The 21,957-nt window shown below is 42.8% G+C and carries 19 protein-coding genes; 16 read left to right on the top strand and 3 right to left on the bottom strand.

Going from position 1 to position 21,957, the window contains the following annotated elements; all coding sequences use genetic code 11:
* Positions 1-15: 15 nt before the first annotated feature.
* The 9 genes from pqqB (at position 16) to ACMXYP_RS09410 (ending at position 9,235) form a co-directional block, all read left to right on the top strand.
* Entirely contained in the window at positions 16-936 is a 921-nt protein-coding gene (gene pqqB, locus ACMXYP_RS09450) for a pyrroloquinoline quinone biosynthesis protein PqqB (RefSeq protein ID WP_415881391.1), read from the top strand.
* A gap of 32 nt (positions 937-968) precedes the next feature.
* A complete protein-coding gene (gene pqqC, locus ACMXYP_RS09445; protein ID WP_415881390.1) occupies positions 969-1,736 on the top strand; it encodes a pyrroloquinoline-quinone synthase PqqC in 768 nt (255 codons plus the stop codon).
* Positions 1,729-2,010: a pyrroloquinoline quinone biosynthesis peptide chaperone PqqD gene (gene pqqD / locus ACMXYP_RS09440; protein ID WP_415881389.1), complete on the top strand. Its 282-nt coding sequence runs from the start codon at positions 1,729-1,731 to the stop codon at positions 2,008-2,010. Before pqqC ends, pqqD begins: the two co-directional genes overlap by 8 nt.
* A gap of 207 nt (positions 2,011-2,217) precedes the next feature.
* Positions 2,218-3,396: a pyrroloquinoline quinone biosynthesis protein PqqE gene (pqqE, locus tag ACMXYP_RS09435; protein WP_415881388.1), complete on the top strand. Its 1,179-nt coding sequence runs from the start codon at positions 2,218-2,220 to the stop codon at positions 3,394-3,396.
* Positions 3,397-3,407: 11 nt separating this feature from the next.
* Positions 3,408-5,306: a S9 family peptidase gene (locus ACMXYP_RS09430; RefSeq protein WP_415881387.1), complete on the top strand. Its 1,899-nt coding sequence runs from the start codon at positions 3,408-3,410 to the stop codon at positions 5,304-5,306.
* Positions 5,307-5,428: 122 nt separating this feature from the next.
* Positions 5,429-7,843, top strand: coding sequence for a TonB-dependent receptor (locus ACMXYP_RS09425; RefSeq protein WP_415881386.1), 2,415 nt, complete (start codon positions 5,429-5,431; stop codon positions 7,841-7,843).
* 280 nt (positions 7,844-8,123) lie between these two features.
* On the top strand, positions 8,124-8,384 hold the full coding sequence (locus ACMXYP_RS09420; protein WP_415881385.1) for a hypothetical protein: 261 nt from the start codon (positions 8,124-8,126) through the stop codon (positions 8,382-8,384).
* 506 nt (positions 8,385-8,890) lie between these two features.
* The gene (locus ACMXYP_RS09415) at positions 8,891-9,115 is read left to right on the top strand and encodes a hypothetical protein (protein WP_415881384.1); all 225 of its coding nucleotides are present in this window, start codon (positions 8,891-8,893) and stop codon (positions 9,113-9,115) included.
* Between the two features lie 21 nt (positions 9,116-9,136).
* On the top strand, positions 9,137-9,235 hold the full coding sequence (locus ACMXYP_RS09410; protein WP_415881383.1) for a hypothetical protein: 99 nt from the start codon (positions 9,137-9,139) through the stop codon (positions 9,233-9,235).
* A 480-nt stretch (positions 9,236-9,715) separates the two neighbouring features.
* Here the strand turns inward: ACMXYP_RS09410 and ACMXYP_RS09405 are convergent, their stop codons facing one another.
* Positions 9,716-10,789 carry a porin gene (locus ACMXYP_RS09405; RefSeq protein WP_415881382.1) on the bottom strand — a complete coding sequence of 358 codons (1,074 nt, stop codon included), beginning with the start codon at positions 10,787-10,789 and terminating at the stop codon, positions 9,716-9,718.
* A gap of 344 nt (positions 10,790-11,133) precedes the next feature.
* On the opposite strand from ACMXYP_RS09405, the gene ercA reads away from it, so the two are divergent.
* The 4 genes from ercA to ACMXYP_RS09385 all read left to right on the top strand — a co-directional run bounded on the left by ercA (position 11,134) and on the right by ACMXYP_RS09385 (position 17,852).
* On the top strand, positions 11,134-12,297 hold the full coding sequence (gene ercA / locus ACMXYP_RS09400; protein ID WP_415881381.1) for an alcohol dehydrogenase-like regulatory protein ErcA: 1,164 nt from the start codon (positions 11,134-11,136) through the stop codon (positions 12,295-12,297).
* Positions 12,281-14,014, top strand: coding sequence for a NahK/ErcS family hybrid sensor histidine kinase/response regulator (locus tag ACMXYP_RS09395; protein WP_415881380.1), 1,734 nt, complete (start codon positions 12,281-12,283; stop codon positions 14,012-14,014). Before ercA ends, ACMXYP_RS09395 begins: the two co-directional genes overlap by 17 nt.
* A gap of 111 nt (positions 14,015-14,125) precedes the next feature.
* On the top strand, positions 14,126-15,274 hold the full coding sequence (nosP, locus tag ACMXYP_RS09390) for a nitric oxide-sensing protein NosP (protein WP_415881379.1): 1,149 nt from the start codon (positions 14,126-14,128) through the stop codon (positions 15,272-15,274).
* Positions 15,267-17,852: a NahK/ErcS family hybrid sensor histidine kinase/response regulator gene (locus ACMXYP_RS09385; protein ID WP_415881378.1), complete on the top strand. Its 2,586-nt coding sequence runs from the start codon at positions 15,267-15,269 to the stop codon at positions 17,850-17,852. Before nosP ends, ACMXYP_RS09385 begins: the two co-directional genes overlap by 8 nt.
* A gap of 162 nt (positions 17,853-18,014) precedes the next feature.
* Here ACMXYP_RS09385 and ACMXYP_RS09380 read toward each other — a convergent pair whose 3' ends face one another.
* Together ACMXYP_RS09380 and ACMXYP_RS09375 are read right to left on the bottom strand one after the other, a co-directional pair.
* Complete coding sequence (locus ACMXYP_RS09380; protein WP_415881377.1) at positions 18,015-18,683, bottom strand: response regulator; 669 nt, start codon at positions 18,681-18,683, stop codon at positions 18,015-18,017.
* A gap of 100 nt (positions 18,684-18,783) precedes the next feature.
* Positions 18,784-19,317, bottom strand: a complete 534-nt coding sequence (locus ACMXYP_RS09375; protein WP_415881376.1) for a rhodanese-like domain-containing protein — start codon at positions 19,315-19,317, stop codon at positions 18,784-18,786.
* Between the two features lie 216 nt (positions 19,318-19,533).
* Here ACMXYP_RS09375 and ACMXYP_RS09370 point away from each other — a divergent pair, with 216 nt between their 5' ends.
* From ACMXYP_RS09370 to ACMXYP_RS09360, 3 genes are read left to right on the top strand one after another with little or no spacing between them, the layout of a single operon-like run.
* A complete protein-coding gene (locus tag ACMXYP_RS09370) occupies positions 19,534-20,496 on the top strand; it encodes an ABC transporter substrate-binding protein (protein ID WP_415881375.1) in 963 nt (320 codons plus the stop codon).
* Positions 20,493-21,266 carry an ABC transporter permease gene (locus tag ACMXYP_RS09365; RefSeq protein ID WP_415881374.1) on the top strand — a complete coding sequence of 258 codons (774 nt, stop codon included), beginning with the start codon at positions 20,493-20,495 and terminating at the stop codon, positions 21,264-21,266. Before ACMXYP_RS09370 ends, ACMXYP_RS09365 begins: the two co-directional genes overlap by 4 nt.
* A complete protein-coding gene (locus ACMXYP_RS09360; protein ID WP_415881373.1) occupies positions 21,259-21,906 on the top strand; it encodes an ABC transporter ATP-binding protein in 648 nt (215 codons plus the stop codon). The genes ACMXYP_RS09365 and ACMXYP_RS09360 overlap by 8 nt, the downstream gene beginning before the upstream one ends.
* The last annotated feature ends 51 nt before the right edge of the window (positions 21,907-21,957 follow it).

The raw sequence follows: 21,957 nt of genomic DNA, 5'->3' as shown, positions 1-21,957 counted from the left end.
AGTAGAAGAATAACAATGAAAGTACAAGTATTAGGCTCTGCCGCTGGTGGCGGTTTCCCACAGTGGAACTGTAACTGTAAAAACTGCGCGGGTGTTCGTGCAGGAACTATTAATGCAAAACCACGCACTCAATCTTCAATTACTGTAAGTGCGGATGGTGAAAACTGGATTCTTTTCAATACATCTCCTGATATTCGTGAGCAGTTGGCTAATTTTGGTCCTATGCAGCCAAATCGCTCAATTCGTGATACCGGTATCTCTGCAATCGTATATATGGATAGCCAAATCGATCACACAACAGGTTTGTTGATGTTGCGTGAGGGGTGTCCTCATAATATCTGGTGTACAGAGATGGTTGAACAGGATCTGACAACAGGTTTTCCTGTTTTTAACATGCTTAAGCATTGGAATGGTGGTAATAATATCAACCGTATTCCGATTGGCGAAAATGACAATACTTTTGTTATTCCTCAAGCGCCTGAGCTTAAGTTAACTGCTGTGCCGCTACTGAGTAGTGCGCCTCCATATTCTCCTCATAGAGATGACCCGCACCCTGGTGATAATATCGGTATTCAAATCGAAGACACTCGTACGGGTAAAAAACTGTTCTATGCGCCTGGTCTAGGTCAGATCGAGCCTCATTTACGCGCTTACATGGAGTCTGCAGATGTACTGTTAGTTGACGGTACTATTTGGCAGGAAGATGAGCTTATCGTTACTGGTGTAGGTGATAAGTTAGGTGTTGCAATGGGTCATCTGCCTCAGTCTGGTGAGGGTGGCATGATTGAGTATCTAGATACGCTGGATAACCCGCGTAAGGTTCTCATCCACATCAATAATACCAACCCGATTTTAGATGAAGATTCTCCTGAGCGTGCAGAAGTTGAATCTCATGGTATCGAAATTTCTTATGACGGAATGTCGATCGAGCTTTAATTTCGGGAAGTGTGTAGAGGTTAATATAAAAAATGAGTAGTGCAGAAGATAAACAGCCTTTAACGCGTGATGAATTTGAAAAGGCTCTAAGAGCTAAAGGTGATTTTTACCATACGCAGCATCCATACCATATAGCTATGTATGAAGGTAAGTCCACGCCTGAACAAATTCGTGGTTGGGTGGCTAACCGTTTTTACTACCAGATTAGCATTCCAGTAAAAGATGCTGCAATCATGGCAAACTGCCCAGATCGTGAGGTTCGCCGTCATTGGGTTCAGCGTGTACTTGATCATGATGGTTTTGAAGGTGCTGAAGGCGGTATTGAGGCTTGGTTGCGTTTAGGTGAAGCTGTAGGTATGACTCGTGAAGAGATCTTATCTGGTGAGCATGTCTTGCCGGGTGTTCGCTTTGCGGTAGATGCATATATCAACTTTGCACGTCGTGCGACATGGCAAGAAGCAGCAAGCTCCTCATTAACTGAGATGTTTGCGCCAACGATTCATCAGAATCGTTTGGACACGTGGCCAGGTCATTACCCATGGATTAAAGAAGATGGCTATCAGTATTTCCGTAACCGTCTTACGGAAGCGCGCCGTGATGTAGTTCATGGTCTTGATATTACGCTTGATCATTATAAAACACGTGAGCAGCAGGATCGTATGCTAGAGATCTTGCAGTTCAAACTTGATGTTCTTTGGACCATGCTAGATGCCATGACTATGGCTTATGAGTATGAGCGCGCACCTTATCACACTGTGACCGATCAGAAGGTTTATCACCGAGGGTTGTTTAATGACTGATTCGGTGACTTTTGTGGCATCGGATGTTCCTGTGCTGAACAATATGTTTCGCTTTCAGTGGGAGAAGGCTCAGGATTGTTATGTCCTGCTTTATCCTGAAGGTATGATTCAATTAAATGGTCCTGCTGGCGAAATAATGGCGCTGGTTGATGGTGAGCGAGACGCTGCGAAAATTATTGCAGAATTAGAAGCTAAATTTTCTGATGCTGGAGATCTTTCTGGTGATGTTCTTGAGTTCCTAGCTGAAGCGAAAAAGCAAGGCTGGTTAGCTTAAATCTTAACCTGTCCCTTGCCATGCAGGGGGCGGGATCCTTCCTAAAATTATTCCTATATATCTTTTACTTACCTGTTATAGGTCATCTTTTTTGTGCGTTTATTTGGTGCTTTGGTAGTAGTTCATTGCTACCATTTAAGTCTGCACAAACTAGCTGTCGAGAGTGATGATAGCTATAGTTGATAATAATAATTTGTGAAAGATTTTATGACTTCTTCCTCTTGTAATGGCTCGCCTTCACGTCCAAATATTGGTCATCCTGTAGAAAAAACACACGGTCGCCCTTTATGGTTGTTGGCTGAGCTGACTTATAAATGTCCGCTGCAGTGCCCATATTGTTCTAATCCTTTGGATTTTGCTGACTTTGGCGGTGAATTAACAACACAGCAATGGTTAGATGTATTTCAGCAAGGAAGGGAGTTAGGGGCTGTTCAGCTTGGTTTTTCAGGTGGTGAGCCTTTAGTGCGTCAGGACCTTATTGAGCTAATCGGCGGTGCGCATGAAATGGGCTATTACACCAATTTGATTACATCAGGTGTTGGTCTTAATGAGCGAAAGATGGCTGAATTCCATAAAGCTGGGTTGGATCATATCCAAGTAAGCTTTCAGGCTAGCGATGAGTCCGTAAATAATATGGTTGCGGGTTCTCAAAAAGCATTCCAGCAAAAGCTTAAAATGGCTAGAGAGGTTAAGGCGCAGGGTTACCCTATGGTGCTTAACTTCGTGACCCATCGTCATAATATTGATCGTATCGATAAGATTATTGAGTTGTGTGTAGAACTTGAAGCTGATTATGTTGAACTTGCTACCTGCCAATACTACGGTTGGGCTTTCGAGAATGTGGAGCAATTGCTGCCAACTCAAGCGCAGCTCGAGCGAGCTGAACGTATTACTAATGAGTACCGTGAAAAATTGGCGGCTCAAGGTAATCCGATAAAGCTGATTTTTGTGACGCCGGATTATTATGAAGAGCGTCCTAAAGGTTGCATGAATGGTTGGGGGCAGGTGTTTCTAACCGTTACACCGGATGGTAAGGCGTTGCCATGCCATAGTGCGCGTATGCTGCCACTAGATTTCCCAAATGTTAAAGAGATGAGTCTTCAGCAAATCTGGGATGATAGCCCTGGGTTTAATTATTTCCGCGGCGATGACTGGATGAAAGAGCCGTGTCGGAGTTGCGATGAAAAGGATAAGGATTTTGGTGGATGTCATTGTCAGGCTTATATGCTGACAGGTGATATGCATAATGCAGATCCTGTATGTTCTAAATCAGAGCATCACCATAAGATCGTTGAGGCTAGGCAAAACGCTGAGAAAGTCGTGAATAATCCTGATGATTTTGTCTACCGAAATGATCGTAATTCTCGGGTGTTTGCAAAAGGTTAATTTTAATCGCCATGCCGAATTCAAATCCACCTGGTTTTTGGTCTTCATCTCTATCAGAAGCTGATGCTATTAGTGCTGGTGTTGAATATAGTCAGTTACAGCTAAGTAAAAAAGGTGATCTTTATTGGGTTGAGCAGCGTCCCAATGAGGGCGGTCGTTGCTGTATCTGTTTTGAATCAGAGTCTCAGCCGGGTGTTCATCATGAATTAACGCCAGCTCCTTATAGTGTCCAAAGTAAAGTCTACGAGTATGGCGGCCGAGGTTGGGCTCTACTTGATGATGCGTTGGTGTTTGTTAATGCTAGTGATCAACAAATTTACAGGCAGAGGCTTAGCGGGTCTTGTGATGTTGTTCAGATAACTAATCAGCCAAATACTCGATATATTGAGCCTATATGGGATGAAACTCGAGATCGCTTGATTTCCATTCAAGAGCTTCATGCTGAGACTGGAGTTATAAATCGGATCGTTACGATCAGTTTGTCTGATGGTTCGGTAGAAGTTTTAGTAGAAGGTGCAGATTTTTATAGCTACCCTGTGATTAATCCGCAAGGATCTGTACTTGCATTTGTTGGCTGGAATCATCCGCATCAGCCGTGGACTTCAACTCAATTTTCTTATCTTGATCTAACGTCTTCAGAGCTCGATGGGCCTATCCCTATTGCGGGTCATAATTCTGAGGAGGCGCTATCTCAGCCTTACTTTTCTTCTGAGGGTGAGTTGTATGTTGTGACTGACCGTTCTGGTTGGTGGAATATCTATAGCTGTAATTTTAATAGCTGTGAGCTAAGTCCAGTCGGAACAGAATCATGCGATATGATTTCTGCACCGTGGCAGTCAGGCCTAACTCATTATGCTGAAATCTCGTCAAAAGTTGTTTCGATTCATCATAGGCATGAAGGGGCTGAAGTCATGTTTGATGGTGTCTCTTTAGTGCCTGATTTTAATTACTTTAAATCATTGGTCGCCGTTGGTAGCTGGGTTTGTGTTGTAGCGGCGGCTAAGAATCAACTTGTTTCAGTAGTTAAGGTTAATGCTGTTACTGGTCAAGTTAGAGTTGTTGCTGGTGGCGGTTCACCATTAAATGAATCGGATTGCTCTCTAGCTCGGCCAATGAGCTTTTCAAAAGCGGAGTCTGCTTGTTTCGGTTATTTTTATCCTCCAGCTAATGCTAAATATTCAGTAGATAGTGCTTTGACTCCTCTTGTTGTGTTTCTTCATGGCGGACCAACAGCTGCAACTTATCCTGTTTTGAATATGAAGATCCAGTATTGGACCCAGCGTGGATTTTCGGTATTGGATTTGAACTATCGGGGTAGTAGTAACTATGGTCGAACTTACCGCAATTGCCTTCAGTATCAATGGGGTGTTGTAGAGGTCGAGGATATTCAGTCAGCAATAGATGAATTGGTTGAGCTGGGCCTTGTTGATAAGGGGGCGGTTTTTGTTCGTGGTAACAGCTCGGGTGGTTTTTCTGCGCTGAGTGCGGTTTATCAGCTTGATTGCTTTGCGGCAGCTGCCAGTTTGTACGGGGTCACGGATCCGCTAGTTCTTGATGGTTGTACTCATAAGTTTGAATCAAACTATCTTCATTGGTTAATTGGTGATCCTATCGCTGAAGAGTCTGTGTATCGCGAACGTGCTCCTCTGGAAAATGTAGATCGAATTAATTGCCCTGTGATTTTCTTTCAAGGAGAGAGAGATAGGGTTGTGTTGCCTGAGCAGACTCGTGCAATGGAAAAGGCGTTGAAAAGCCGAGGAATTAAGGTAGAGGCTTATTATTTTCCAGATGAGGCTCATGGATTTCGGGTTGCTGATACTGCTGAAGTAGTACTAAAAAAAGAATTAGAATTTTATTGTTCTGAGATGAAATTGCATTCAACAGGCTGTGGTCTCAGCTTTCGGGATTAGTTTGGGTCTTAAGTATTACATCTATATTACATTGTTATGGGTAGGCAGCATAAAGGTCTTTATGACATTTCTATGAAAAAATAGCGTAGATAAGAAAAATATGTTCACAGGATTCATAGATAATGAGCTTGCAAAAAAAGTATTGGTTGCCATTGTTGGCAGCTGCTGCATGTAGCACTGCTGTTTCTGCAGAAGATGCAACCCAATTAGAAGGTGTTACTGTTATTGGTAATACGCCAATCTACGGTGTTGGCATTGAAAAAAATCGTATTGCTGCGGCTGTTCAGTCTGCTAATGCTGATGATCTAGAAAGGTCTCAGTCTCTAAATATTGCAGAGCACCTGCGTTATAACTTTAGCAGTGTTACGATCAACGAAGCGGTGAATAACCCGTTCCAGCCTGATGTTCAATATCGTGGTTTTACAGCGTCTCCATTGCTTGGTTTGCCTCAAGGTTTGTCTGTTTACGTTAACGGAATCCGTTTTAATGAACCGTTTGGCGATACGGTAAACTGGGATCTTATTCCTGAAGGTGCGATCCAATCCGTCAATCTTTTTGCAGGTTCTAACCCAGTATTTGGTCAAAATACTTTGGGTGGCGCTTTATCGATTAAGACTAAGAATGGTTTTGATAATGAAGGCAACCAGATCGAGGCTTCAATTGGCAGTGATGGTCGATTGAATGTTGAATTGCAGTCTGGTGGTAATGATGGTGAGTTCGGTTATTTTGTAATCGGTAATTACTACGAAGAAGATGGCTGGCGTGATCATTCCCCTACTGAAGTCCAGCAGGCATTATCTACATTGACTTGGCGTGGTGAGAACGGTAACAACATCGAGCTTACAGCTGCTATCAATAATAACGAGATGATTGGTAACGGTGCTGCACCAATTGGTTTGCTCGAAGCTGAGGGTCGTGAAAGTATTTTTACTCAGCCTGACCAAACTGAAACAAATCTTGCGTTGCTGACGTTGAGTGGTGATACGTGGATCGATGACAATACTCAGCTTGCAGGTAATGTTTTCTATCGTCGTAATAAAGTGAAAACTTTGAACGGTGATGATAGTGATTACGCGGCATGTTTGGTTGATGCGGCGAATGAGGTTGTTGCTGGTTATGAAGAAGGCGATGCACTAGGTGGTAATCAGATTTCCCTTTGTGAATTTGAAGGAGATGAAGATGCGCCGCTTCTTTCTGATTATGAGGCAGTGGAATTTCGAGGTGCAGACGACGATGATTCATTAACTGATGTAGATGCTGCATTGGCGGCTGAGGTTCAGGGTGATGATGAGGTCTTTGACGGTACTTTGAATACATCTGAAACTAAGATGGAAAGTTTTGGTCTTGGTTCTCAGATTACTTTCCTTGACGATTTCAATGGAAAAGAGAATCAGTTGACTGTAGGTGCAAGTATTGATTACTCAGAAATTGATTTTCAATCTGATACTCAGTTTGCGCGTCTTCGTAACGAAGATGGTGAGGATCGCGGTGTAACTGGTATTGGTTTGTATGATAATGAATCCAGTGTTCGACTAGAGACAGATGTTACTAACTTTGGATTGTTTGTGACTGATACTCTAGCTCTAAACGAGAAGCTAGACCTGACTATGTCAGCTCGTTATAACTACACTAACATCGATATGGTTGGTATCGGTGAGGAAAACTTGGATTTGACGGGTAATCATTCGTTTAAGCGCCTAAACCCTGCTGTTGGTCTTGCGTATCAGGCGAATGATCATATGAGTTACTATGGTAGCTACAGTGAGTCTTCTCGCGCGCCAACGCCTGCAGAATTGAGCTGTGCGGATCCAGAAGATCCATGTAAGCTGCCTAATGGCTTCGTATCTGATCCACCATTAGAGCAAGTTGTTGCTAAATCTTTTGAGGTTGGTGTTCGTGGAAATAATTCTGGTTATGGTTGGTCTGCTGGTGCGTTCCACACTACTAACCACGACGATATTATCTTCCAGAATGCGGGCACGCTTGCTTCTGAAGGTTATTTTGCCAATGTAGGTGAGACTCGTCGTATGGGTATTGAGCTTGCTGCGAACAAGCGTTACGAAAATGTTGCGGTAGGTGTTTCTTACACTTGGTTGGATGCTACTTTCCAGACTCCATTTAATTCTGTAAGTAACAACAATCCATTGGGTGATACTCGTTCTGTAGAGAAGGGTGATGAGATTCCTGGATTGCCTGAGCATACTTTGAAAATCGTTGCTGATTGGGCTGTAACACCTAGGTTTGATCTAGGTGCTGAGGTTAACTACCAGAGCAGCCAGTTCTACCGTGGTGATGAGGCGAACGAGAATGAGAAGGTTAATTCATTTACTGTAGTTAATCTTCGTGGTCAGTATAAGTTGACTAATAGCGTTGAGCTATTTGGTCGAATCGACAACGTATTTGATAAAGATTATGAAACCTTTGGTGTATATGGTGAGGCTGAAGAAGTGCTAGAAGATCAAGGTATTGAAGATCATCGTTTTGTCGGTCCTGGTAAGCCACGTTCAGGCGTTATCGGAATTCGTGCTCGATTCTAATGGGGTTGGTTAGATGGGCTTAATGCACGTCTAATTGAAAGCTGTATATACTCAAAGCGCTGGCAGATCTGTCAGCGCTTTTTTTGTGTCTGAGATTTGAGCTTAGGCCAAGTAATCGAAATGGCGGGTAAGATAAATATTTAAAAGTTGTTGTATTTGTTAGTGGTTATCGCAACCTTGTTGGACTGACCCCGTTTCAGTGGGCACCTTTTAACACGCTAGGGGCGTCTTATGTATTTCAAAAAAACGTACAGCCTACAGTGACGAATTTAAAACACGTGTGGTGCTGGAATCACTTAAACCTGAGCTAACATTAACTGAGTTTGTAGAGGACCTACCGATAGCGGTAGGGACATTGCGTGCTTGGAGGCGTCAATACATGTCAGCTCAAGATCCCAAAGCGGTGAATGAAACCGCACCTCGTAAGAGTTACCGTCAGTTAGAACAAGGGTTGGATAAAGTTAAAAAGGAATTGGAACGCTCTCAACCGGAAGTTGATATCCTAAAAAAGACACGAGAGTACTTCAGCGAAGCAAAGTAGAACGCTTTGCATGTATAGAGAAGTACTCAAATTGCTTACCCGTGTTGCGGTTATGCAGGCTCTATGATGTTCAGCGCTCGGGTTACTATGCTTGGCTAAATCGTGCTCCATCCCTGCGGGAACATATGAATCAAAAGATCTTATCGCGTGCTTTAGAGTTGGCGGATCAATGTTGAGGTGTTTATGGTTGCCGTAAATTATGGCATGCGTTGTTATGTGAGGGCTTTTGTTGTGGGAAAAATCGCCTCTACCGTTTGTTGAGGCGCGTGGGGTATAAGGCGCAACTTGCTGTAAGGAAGGCTCGTTACTTCTTGGAAAGAGGTCTGATGACTCTGCCTAATCTGCTAGATAGGGAGTTTAATCCGAGTCAGATTTATCGTGTATGGGTCTCCGATATTACCTAGGTGGCCTGTCGTGAAGGATGGCTGTGCGTATCGGTCGTTATGGATCTACACAACTGGTAAATCGTAGGTTTTGAATGTTCAAAGCAAGTAACTGCGGGCATCGTGCTGAAATCCTTACAAACAGGTTGGAATAAGGCTAAGCCGGGTCTGACTCATAAATTGCTGTTTTACTCTGATCAAGGGAGTCAGTATCGCAGTGAACGTGTAATGAGCTGGTTGACGAAAAAGGTCGTTACAATCAGTATGTCTCGTAAAGGCGGCTGCTGGGATAATGTGTGTGCAGAGAGCTTCTTCTCGTTGTTGAAAAAGGAATGTGCATATAAGTGAGGGTTGATTACCTGTTCTGAAATGGCGAGAGAAATAGGTCTGTATATTTCTCGCTTCTATAATACGATCAGAAACCGCAGTGCGTTGGGGTATGAATCTCCAGTTGGCTTCCGATCTTAATCAGTTGTCCACTTTATCGGTGGCGCTCCAACCTCTAGCCTCTGGGAGTCTTGTATGAATAGGCGTCTCTTATGGTCTGCGCCTAAAGTATTAGATGATTTCATTCTGTTGCAGAGCAGCAATATTGGGGGGTAGAGAGGATAATGGTTTTATTCAAGAGCAGCTTATGTTCTTACATCCACTCTCTGGCTTTGAGTTTCTATCTAAGAGCTCTAACCGTCGTACTTTGCCTGCTTAGTTAGCAGGCTTTTTTTTGCCCGAAATAAGCTTTTACAATCTACTGAATAGCGAATAGCGAATAGCGAATAGCGAATAGCGAATAGCGAATAGCGAATAGCGAATAGCGAATAGCGAATAGCGAATAAGGTATAAGAAGTTAGCGGGGAATTATAGTAAGAGAGGTAAAAAAGAAGGCCGCAGCTCTGGAGAAGGGGGGGACAGAGCGGCGGCCAATAGCTAGCTAATTACTTTAAGAAGTAATTACCAGCTTAGTGCAGCACCAACAGCGATTTGATCGATGTCTTGGCCGGCATCATTTGTGTACATATCGTATTCAGCAATGATCTTAAGGTTGCTGTTTACGTTGTAGAAGTATGCAACAGCGTCAGTTTCTTGATCGCCGCCGAAAATGATGCCAGTACCATCATTCTCACCGTGTGATACGATGAAGCGGTGATCGCCAGCTTGGTATGCAGCCTGAACTAGGTAGCCATCAGAATCTACGTCAGAACCGATTGTGAAGTTACCAAGGTCAGAAGCTACACCTTCTTGGTCGAAGCCAGAAGCTGTGAATTGGAAGCCGCCCATTGCAACGCGTGCACCGTACGCGAAGCCGTGTACGCTACCGCCGTCAACGTTAGATTCGCCAGACATAGCGCCTAACCATGCGTTGAATTTGCCGCCGTCGAAATCAGTAGCGTATGTTGCTTCAGCTTCTAGTCGTGCACGCATGTCAGAGTTGTTGTTGTCAGATTCACCGCTGTCTGGATCCATAACACCAACAGCTAGTTGGAAGCCGTTGCTTACTGGAGTACGGTAAGTGATCTGAGCAACAGGTGTAGCATATGGGTAACCAGTAGAGATGTTACCGAAAGTTACGCCACCAGAGCTCGGCATTGGAAGGCCAGTACCTAGAAGTAGTTCATCAGAGAAGATGTTAGTACGAGCGTATAGGCCGAAATCTTTACCGAAAAGAACCTGACCGAAATCACCGTCAACAGTACCGTAGAATTGACGAATATCAATACCAGTGTCAGTTACGTTGTTGTGACCGTCATTGATAGTTACCCAGAAAGAAGAGCGACCGCCAACTTTTAGGCCATCAATTTCTTTTGAAACGTTGAAACCGATCCAGTTAGGAAGGAAGCCCATGCGAACACGGCCTTGATCTTCGTTAGTAACTTCGTTGTCAGTTTGAACGTAGAAAGCGTTGAAGTGACCATCAGCAGAGAAAGTTGTGCCATCCTGGTTATACAGTTCAATTGCAGCGCTTGCGTGTGCGCTCATGCCCATTGCAACTGCTACAGCTAACAGCTTGGCTTTGTTATTTTTCATGTCGCCCCCAATAAAGGAATTTAGTTTGTTTAACGATGGAGGAGATTATCGACAAGTGTTAGGAATGCTTACATGGCCCTATAGTTCTTTTTAGATAGAACAATGGTTTGTGTGTATTTCAGGGCTAAAGTATTGAATTCTATAGGTGTATAGGTCTTACATCCTAGGTACTTGGTAGGTATTATGTACTTTGGTTTATAAAAATTGTGCGGTGCAGTATTTTGATCAACGATAATGATATCGATTATATGTTTCATTAATGTGTATGTCACTTTGGTCTAGAAATATGTTCATGTAAACTTACTTGCTTATATCTGCTAAAGCAGTTCAGTTGAGAATCTCGAATGAATAGAGACATTTCAAATCTTAGAAAGTTCGTTTCACCAGAAATAATTTTTGGTGCGGGCGCTAGATGCTCTGTCGCCAATTATGCAAAAAATTTTGGTGCTCGTAAGGTTCTGGTAGTTTCAGATAAGGGTGTGCGAGAAGCGGGTTGGGTAGAAGAGATCTCTCAGTTGCTTACTAATGAAGAGATAGAGCATGTGGTTTTTGATGCTGTATCAGCAAATCCGAGAGCAGAAGAGGTCATGGCAGGCGCTCAAATTTACCAAGAGCATAACTGCAATGTCATTGTCGCTGTTGGTGGTGGTAGTCCAATGGACTGCGCTAAAGGCATCGGTATAGTTTGTGCTAACGGTAAGCATATTCTCGATTATGAAGGTATTGATACTATTCATCTTCCGATACCCCCTCTTATCTTTATACCAACTACTGCAGGTACATCTGCAGATGTATCACAGTTTGCAATAATTTCTGATCCTGTTGAGAAGGTTAAAATATCCATTGTTAGCAAGGCTGTAGTACCTGACGTTGCATTGATTGATCCAGAAACCACTATAACTATGGATCCTTTCTTAAGTGCCTGTACAGGTGTTGATGCCTTAGTTCATGCAATAGAGGCATTTGTGTCTACGGGTGCTGGGCCGCTAACAGATATGCATGCACTTGATGCAATGCGGTTAATTAAAGATAACATCGTCACATTAGTTGAGCAGCCAAAAGATATTTATCTTCGTGAACAAGTTATGCTTGGTTCTATGAAAGCAGGTTTGGCTTTCTCTAATGCTATTTTAGGGGCAGTGCATGCTATGGCTCATAGTTTGGGTGGTTATAAAGATCTACCACACGGCTTATGTAATGCGATCTTGTTAGAGCACGTTATTGATTTTAATTACTCTGAAGCAGAAGACAGATTTAAAGTTGTTGCTGAAACTATGGGGATTGCAACTAAGGGGCTCAATACAAGTCAAATTAAGGTCGCTTTAAGAAATAAGGTTGTTCAATTAAAGCAAGATGTAGGGCTGGATCAAAAATTAAAAGACAATGGCGTAACTATCTCGGATATCCCTGTTTTATCTGATCATGCCTTGCAGGATCCTTGTATTCTTACCAATCCCCGTAAATCGAATAAAAGAGATGTAGAAGTGGTTTATGAAGAAGCGCTTTAATGACCGGAATCAAACAGTAGAAAATCTCATAGGTCTGGGGAACCACTCTTCTCGAAAAAACTATCATTCCGAACTAGTAGCTAAAATTGACGAGCTTGAGCGTGAAAAAAATCGTTATAAACGGTTATTTGAAAACGCACTACATGGGATATTTCAAGCTAAATTAGATGAAGGGGTTGTTTCTGCAAACCCGGCTATGGTTCAGCTTTGTGGGTATAGTTCTGAAGCTCAGTTTATTGGCCGAATCACTCGGTTGGATTCATTGCTCTTTTGTTGTGCTGATGCCTATTCGGATTTTCGCTATCAGCTTGCGCAATATGGCAGGGTTTTTAACTTTGAAACGCTTTTTCTTAAAGAAGATGGTCAGTGCCTCCATGTTTCGGTGAGCGCCATATCTAAAGACCCTGATGGTAACGGGCCAATTATTGAAGGGTTTGTTAAAGATATAACCGCTCGAATAAAGTCTCAAGATAGATTGAAACAGTTAAATGAAGAGCTTGAGGATAGGGTGCTTCATCGAACTCAGGAGTTGGTGTCTTTAAATGATAAGCTTATTCAAGAAATTTCTGAGCGTAAGCAAATTCAAGAAGAGTTAAAGGTTGCTATAGATGTAGCTGAAGAGGCTAATAAAAGTAAGGATAAATATCTTGCCGCTGCGAGTCACGACCTATTGCAGCCTATGAATGCAGCTAGATTATTAATTGCTGCTCTGCGAGAACGCTCACTAGAGGCTCAAGATGCTCATTTGGTCGAGCGCGTGCATCTAGCGCTTGAGAATGCTGAAGATCTACTAACGGATCTTTTGGATATTTCTAAGCTTGATCAAAACGCTGTACAACCCGATGTGACTGATTTTCGTATTAATCAGTTATTACTCTCAATGGTAAATGAGTTTCAGGCTGTTGCTGAAAATAAAAGCATTCACTTAAAACTGGTAGAGTGCTCTGCTGCTGTAACCAGTGATTCGCGATTGCTTTTAAGAATAATCAGGAACTTTATTAGTAATGCTATTCGTTATACAGAAAAGGGTAGAGTGATCGTAGGTTGCCGCCGTAAGGGAGCGTTGCTGAGTATACAGGTATGGGATACTGGTTTAGGTATTCCTGAAGAAAAGCAGCAGCTGGTTTTTAAAGAGTTTCAACAGTTAGAAAATAAATCAGCTAAAGATCGCCAGGGTGTCGGTTTGGGGCTCGCAATAGTTGAACGTATTGCGAAGATGCTTGGGCATAGGTTGGTTGTGAAATCTGTGCCTGATAAAGGCTCTATGTTTGCGGTCGAGGTTCCATTGGTTGAGCAGATTTCGATGGAGCTTCCACAGCAGCCATTCAGTCAGTTTGGTAGCGATCAATTATCTAATCTTGTTGTTTTGGTGATAGATAATGAAGAAAATATTCGAGCGAGTATGGAGGCATTGCTCACGCAGTGGGGTTGCTTCGTAGTTACTGCTGCGAGCCTGAGTGAGGCCATAGATAAATGTACGGATGAATATATAGTCCCAGAATTTATACTTGCTGATTATCACTTGGATTATGATCTACTTGGTACTGATGCCATCGATGGGTTAAGAGAGCATTTTAGTTTGGATATTCCTGCAGTTATTTTAACAGCAGATCGAAGCAGTGAATGTCGTCAGCTCTTTGAGAGTAAAGGCTTTTCTTTGATCAATAAACCGGTAAAACCAGGTAAGTTAAGGGCTTTGCTGACTCATTTAGTTTGATGAATACGCTTATCTTTGAGTCTCGCCAAAAAAAGGGGTCACAAGTAGTATTTGTTGAATCATCCTCAAGACCTAGAATGAAATGATTAAGCTTATCCCGAGGGTAGACAATTGACTCAGGACTCCGCGTTTCTGCTTGCTGCATCATTTAGTTCTGATCCAATCACTGCCGCAAATGATCTTTTGTCGCAGCTTGATTCTCCAGAAATCAGTTTTATCACGTTTTTTTGTTCTGCAGAATATCCTCTCAAAGAGCTCGCTTCTGCGCTTAACAAGGCTTTTCCTACTACAGAAATTGTTGGTTGTACTACAGCTGGTGAAATTACTCCTGATGGTTATGGTCAAGGGTGTATCACCGCAATAGGCTTTAAACAATCTGGCTTTGCTGTTGAAGCGGCATCAATAGAATGCCTTGATGACTTTAGTTTGACTGATGCGCAAATGCTGGTTGATCAACTAATCTCAGGGTGCCGTCATCATGAAATCGCGCCGATCAAAGGTAATACCTTTGCATTGACTTTACTTGATGGCTTATCAATTCAAGAAGAAAACGTACTTGTTACTCTGAACTCTGCGCTTGGTAGTATTCCTAGCTTCGGAGGCTCAGCCGGTGATGACATCCATCTCGCTAAAACACATGTCTTCTACAATGGGGAATTTCATACCGATGCTGCAGTAGTTATGCTGGTAAATACCATTTATGACTTCGAAGTATTTAGCACTCATCATATGAATCATCGTAATGACAAATTGGTTGTGACTGAAGCGGATGCAGATGGTCGATGTGTATATGAGATCAATGCTGAACCAGCAGCGCTTGAGTATGCAAGGGCGATTGGTGTTGCTGTAGAAGATTTAAATCATGAGGTTTTTGCACTAAACCCTATTGCAGTGAAGCTGGGCGAAGAGTACTTCGTGCGTTCTATTCAGCAGGTTAACGAAGACCTCAGCATGAAATTTTATTGTGCGGTTGAAAATGGCATTGTTCTGACGGTTATGAAACCTGGCGATATGGCTGCTGATCTGATTAGTAAGCTTGAAGCAATTGAAGAAAAAATAGGTGAGCCTCAGTTAATCATTGGTTGTGACTGCTTCTTGCGGCGTTTGGAGAGTGAATTGAGAGGTAACTCTCAGCAAATCTCGGATTTACTCCGACGAAATAACGTTATTGGATTTAATACCTATGGAGAGCAAAAAGAGGGGATGCATATAAATCAGACCTTTACTGCTGTAGCCATTGGGAGAAATCTAAATGTCTGATCAGGCGTTTAAAGATCGAATTGCTAGGTTAGAAGAAGAAAACCGCAAACTGAAAAAGATTAATTCTGTTTTGGTTGAGAGGGTGGAATCTGGTGGGGGTCAAAGTGCAAACCCTTATTCTGCTTTTGAGCATTCTGTAGTATTAGCTGAGCAGGTTAGGGAACGTACTGAGGCGCTCAATCGAGTTCTTTCAGAGCTTAAGGTAAGTCATAGGGCTCTAAAGCTTGCGAATAATCAGGCGGCTATAGCTAACCAGCGCTTAGTTGATGCTATCGAAAGTATATCTGATGCATTTGTTCTTTTTGATCAAGATAGAAAAATTGTTCTCTTTAACAGCAAATTTAGTAGTGTTTGGGCGTCAACGGGTTTAACTATTCAGACGGGCACCACCATTCAGGATATTGGGCGTCTAGCTCGTGAAAGCGGTCTAATTGATGAAGAATATCCTGATACAAACACTGGTAGTAAGGTCTATCGTTTAAACGATGGACGCTGGGTTCAGATGTCAGAAAGGCCAACACAGGATGGTGGTCTAGTAATTCTTTATACTGATATCACGGCGCTGAAAGAACGAGAAACAGCTGATAAAGAGCATGCTTTAGCTCAGAAAACAAAGTTGCTTCAAAATACTGTAGATAACCTTTCACAAGGTGTCGTGCTGGTTACCCCGGAAGGTCGTGTTGAGCTTTGGAATGATCGATTTCTTGATCTTACGGGCGTGGAACAAGAGCAGGTGCAGGCTTATCCTCCATTTGCAGCGCTTATGCTCGATAATCATTCAATTCTTCAGCATGCGCTAACAGCTGCTCAGCAAGGAGAGGTGTTAGCATCGGAGCAAAGAGGTGATAAGGGGCAGGTAATTGAGGTTCGTACTCACCCTATGCCTCAAGGCGGTTTTGTAAATACCTATACAGACATTACTGAGCGTCATCGATATGCAGAGTCTCTACGTCAAAATGAGCAGTGGATCCGCTTAATTACGGATAACGTCCCGGCGTTGATTGCGTATTTAGACCAAGATTTGAATTACGGTTTTGCTAATAAAGTGTACAGCGAATGGTTTGGTCGTGCTGATGGTGAATTAAATGGCCAGAGTATTCATGATGTGTATTCACCGGATGAGTACGAACGCTTAAGTCCTTACGTAGAAAAAGCTTTGTCGGGTCGTAATGTAACTTTCGAAACTTGGCAGACGAATTCGCTCGGTGAAGAGCGTTACATGCTTAAATCATATGTCGCTAATATCGATAAAGACGGAAACCCTAATGGTTTCTTCGTTATGATTCGAGATATCACAGAGCGACGTCGATCAGCAGAAGCGCTAGAGTTGTCGCACCAGTTGCTTGAGCAAAGGGTAGAGGAGCGTACATCTGAACTGACAGAGCTAAACGAACAGCTACGGTCGGAAATTACTGAGCGTGTTCAGGTTGAATCGCGTCTACTAGATGCAAAGATGGAAGCAGAGCAAGCCAATCTTTCTAAAACTAAGTTCTTAGCAGCAGTAAGTCATGATTTGCTTCAACCGTTGAATGCAGCTCGATTATTCTCAGGAGCTTTGGCTGAAAAGATTGAAGATCCCAAGAACTGTTCTTTAGCACAATCGGTTTCAAATTCTCTGGATGATGTGGAATCGCTACTGCGTACGTTGGTTGATATCTCTAAGCTTGATGCTGGTGTAGTAAAGGCGGACGTGATTACCTTTAATCTTCAAAGCTTGTTCGACACCTTGGCGCCTGAATTCCAGCAGTTGGCGAATGCTGAGGGAATTGATTTTCGTTATGTGAAAAGTGGTGCAGTTGTTAAGTCAGATTCACAATTGTTAGCGCGGATACTGCGTAATTTCTTAACTAACGCCATACGCTACACCAAAGAGGGTAAGATTCTACTCGGTTGTAGGCATGAGCCAGATTCGGTTTGGATCGAGGTGTATGATACTGGCCCTGGTATACCATCCAACAAGCTTCAAGAAATTTTCCAAGAGTTTAAGCGTCTTCAATCTGATCAGCCTGGTCAAGAGAAGGGCTTGGGCCTGGGTCTTGCAATCGTAGATAAGATTTCTCGAGTGTTAGGTCACGAAATTCGAGTGGATTCTGTTGAGGGTAAGGGCTCTGTATTTGGAGTGAAAGTACCTAAAGGTGTTCCTTTGGCGCCTGCTGAGGTTACCGGTCCACATATTCCAATGATAACTGAGCGCTTGTCAGGTGCTTGTATCTGGTTAATTGATAATGATGAATCTATCTGTAAAGGGATGGAGATATTATTGTCGGGTTGGGGTTGTCATGTGGTGACAGCGTTGTCCTTTGATGATTTGGCGCAACAGGTCGATTTTGAAGAAGATCCAGTAGATTTGTTAATTGCTGATTATCATCTCGATAATGATGAAACAGGCATTGATGCTGCCAAAATGGTAACCGCGCGAGTGGAAAGTGATTTGCCTGTGCTGATGATTACTGCCAACTACAGTAAGGAGCTTAATCAGGAGATTCGAGATCTTGGTTTTATTCTCGTCAACAAGCCAATTAAGCCGCTTAAACTAAAAACAACACTAATACATCTCTTGGAGCAGCAGGTCGCATAGGCCTGCGAGTTCCCCTATCAAAATATTATCAAGCTAAATCTATAAGCTAATTGCGCTCGTTTAAGCTGTTGCCTTGTGGGCAATATATCCCTATTGGCATGGTTTGAACCAGAAGAGAGAGTAAAGGAAGGGTGACTGGAACCAGTCACCCAATATATAGGTTTAGCGCTTAAGATATTCGTTAAAGTCAATGTTGCCAGCAGATAGAACTGCTTGAATACGGTTGTGCACGCCAAGCTTACGTAGGATTGCAGATACATGGGCTTTTACCGTTGTTTCCGCAATATTTAGGTTGTAAGCGATCTGTTTGTTGGATTCACCCTTAGACATACGCTCAAGTACTAACAGTTGGCGTCGTGTCAAAGATGATAAAAGTTCTGGTGGAATCTGGTTTTCGTCCTTGCGCTGAGTGCGTCGGCTATCAGGCTGGCTCGCGCGGATAATGTCTGAAGGCAGATATACGTTGCCGGCAAGAATCTGCTGAAGAGCTTCAGTCATTTGATCACGAGGTGAAGACTTGGTGATAAAGCCAACAGCACCATAGGTGATAGCTTGAAGTACAATTTGCTTGTCTTCTTCTGCTGATACGATTACCACAGGTACTGTTGGTAGATCGTTACGCAGTGTGATCAAGCCATTAAGGCCGTTCATTCCAGGCATGTTAAGGTCAAGCAGGATAAGATCTAGCTCTTCCTCATTTTGAGCGATTGTAAGCGCACTATCCAGATCTTCCGTTTCCAGTGTCTGGCAGCCAGTAAAGCTGTTTTCGATAACATTGATGATAGCTTCACGGAACAGCGGATGATCATCCGCGATCAGGATCTTGTACACGACAATATCTCCAATTTCATTATATTTATTATGAGCTTATATTCTCATCCTGAGCTTATCTCTATCTTACTCCGTGTAAGACTTTAATGCTTGGTAAAATTTAATGCTTCTTTAGTGTAAAGGGTTCAGGGTTGGCAATACTGGTTTCTAAATCGTGTTCAATCCAGCCATCAGAGCCGTTTCTATACCACAGCAGATTAGTATAACCCCATTCGGAAGCTCGTTTTAAAGCATTCCATGACATCCAGCAGTCGGCCCGACAGTATATAATTACTGGGAGGCTTTTGTCGCCGGTTGTTAAGCGCTCCAGATTAGATTGGAAGTATTCTGACCAGTCGTCATCTAATACGCCTAAGCCTACGTTAGGAAGCCATACACTGCCAGGTATATGGAGTCTGGGTTCCTTTTGAATGAAAACTCGATTCCAGGGGATGGGTTGCACATCTACTAAAATAGGCTTATTTCCCGTTTCTAGTAGGTGGATTACATCTTCTGTTAAAAGTGTTTTCCCGTGTAGGCTTTTTAATGGTGTAGGGCTGCGATAATGAAACAATCGGTAACCTTCTGCTGAAAACAGCTCAAAATCTGTTGTATCAGCATAATCGCTTTTATCGTCTGCAAAGCCTGTATTCATGAGTAATAGGGCGCATAAATACATTGCGATTTTAAGGTGCCAGATGGTGCTTTCCTTACTATTTCTCTACACGCCTATTACACCCTGCGAAAGTGTGGGTCTAAATTCTACCATCGAGCAAAAAAACAGGTACGAAAGTACTATGTTTGCTCACAGCATTGAGGCTTATTTTAAGTTTCTCTATTGCCCCACTAATTTGTTGTATATGGGAGTTTTATGTTTTTTGTTCGTAATGTATTGTTTTTATTGGTTTTAATTCCGTCTTTTGTATGGGGTGGTGCAGAGAAGCCTCAATTTAAAGTGGCTGTTTTAGCTTCAGGTACCGTTAATTGGGAGTTGCAGCACTTAAAGAATCAAAAATTAGATGAGCTTAATAATTTCGATCTAAATATAATTAAAGTGGCTAGTATGTCCGCTGCAAAAGTTGCGCTGACTAGCGGAAATGCAGATGCGATTGTTGCTGATTGGTTATGGGCAGCGGATAGAAACAGTAAGGGCGAATCTTTTAGATTTATTCCGTTCTCTAAGCAGGTTGGGATGGTTATGAAGCCTGCATCTAGTCAGCTGTCTGATCTTTCGGAGCTTAAAGGTAAAAGAATAGGTGTTGCTGGTGGGCCTTTGAATAAGGGTTGGATTTTACTCAGGGCGGCAGCACGAAAACATGGGCTTAATCTCGAGGCGGATGCACAGGTTCAGTTTGGCTCGCCACCCTTATTAAGTCAGTCACTAAAAAGTGGTCGTCTAGATCTGTTAGTCACGTTTTGGCATTACGGGGCGAGGCTTGAGACTGAAGGCTATAAAACTGTCATAAGTCTGCAAGATATGATGGCAGAGTTGGGTATGACTAGTCAGTTGCCTATGCTTGGCTATCTAGTAAAGCAAGATCAAGTGGATAGTAATCCTGAGTTGATAAATAGCTTTGTAGATGCAGTAATGGCAGCTAAGAACCAATTGTTGAATGAGGATGATCATTGGCTAGGTCTTCGTAAACTAATGAGGGCTGAGAATGACCAGGTTTTTAATGCACTTATTACTGGGTACCGCAATGGCATACCTAGTCCTATAACAGCTGATCAGATCGATGATGCGAAGGTATTCTATAAGTTGATTACTCAATTCAAACCATCACTTAAAGGTGCTGAGCTGAACGAAGATATGTTTTATAAGGCAGGTCTATGAGTTCAGCGGGCAATATAAGTCGTTTGAGTGACCAGCTGTTAGCTATATTTGTTCTCTTGGCTGTATGGTGGGGCAGTGCGGCGTTCGTTAATAACGTATTGCTTCCCACACCTGGTGAGGTGTTTAGCGCCTTGCAAGTTGAGTGGTCCGAGCAAAGGCTGTTGGATAGTTTGCTGATTACTTTGCAGCGAGTTGCGATTAGTTTCTTCTGCGCCATGTTACTTGGCGGTCTACTCGGTGTTCTGATGGGGAAATTTTCCACAGTAAACAGAATATTAGACCCTCTATTAATTATTCTTCTGAATGTCCCAGCGCTAGTTGTAATTATCTTGCTTTATATCTGGTTCGGTTTGGTTGAGGCAGCAGCAGTCGGTGCGGTAATCATCAATAAATTACCCAATGTCGCTGTAACCTTACGTGAAGGTGGGCGCATGTTTGATGAGCAGCTGGAGGAGATGGCCAGAGCCTATCATTTCTCTTTCAAGCAAAAGCTTACAGAATTATGGTGGCCTCAACTGTTTCCTTACATCATGGTCGCGACGCGTAGTGGTTTGGCATTGATATGGAAGATCGTTTTAGTCGTAGAATTGTTGGGGCGCTCTGATGGAGTTGGCTTTCAACTTCATATGGCCTTTCAGCTTTTTGATGTAGCAACAATCCTTGCTTACAGTTTTGCCTTTATCTTTATTGTTCAAATGATTGAATGGTGTATTTTGCAGCCTTTAGATCGGTATGCTCAGCGCTGGCAGCGAGGTTCAGAACGTGTATAAATTTGCATCTGATAAGATTTGCTACGGCGACGAAACCATTCTTCAACCTATAGAGCTTGAATTAAAGGCAGGCTCAACTATTGCCATTTTAGGCGCTTCCGGCTGTGGTAAAACTACATTACTAAACAAGCTAGCCGGCTTGGCTGAAAATGCGATTCATTGCTGGAATAAAGAAAGCATAGATATAGGTTATCTATTTCAAGAGCCAAGGTTGCTTCCTTGGAGAACGATTAATCAGAATTTAGCCCTAATTGAGCCTAATTCAGAAAAGGTCGAAGCGATGCTGGGGGCCGTAAAATTATCTGGATATGGGGATCATTATCCTTCACAGATATCATTAGGTATGGCGAGGCGCGTGTCTTTAGCGCGTTGCTTATTGCTTGATCCCGAAATGGTGTTGATGGACGAGCCGTTAACCTCGTTAGATATGAGTACGGGAGAGGAGATGAGGGAATTGATCTCCCATTTGGTTTGCGAAAATCCAAAGCGTTGTATGATCTATGTAACGCATGATCTGGATGAAGCGTTAGCTTTGGCTGATGAGGTGGTTGTGTTAAAGGGGCGTCCTGCCACGGTTTATCTTCATAAAAGTACGAGTGAGTTAAATCGAGCAGAACTCGAATCAGCGTTGAAGGCATAAAAAAGCCTCTCTTCATAGAAGAGAGGCTTTTTGCTTTAAACTGTTCGGCTT

The organism is Neptuniibacter sp. QD34_54 (genome assembly GCF_047778055.1).
In the GTDB taxonomy this organism is placed as follows: Bacteria; Pseudomonadota; Gammaproteobacteria; order Pseudomonadales; family Balneatricaceae; genus Neptuniibacter.
Note: the sequence above shows the minus strand (reverse complement) of the source record. Positions and strands in the feature narration are given on the sequence as shown.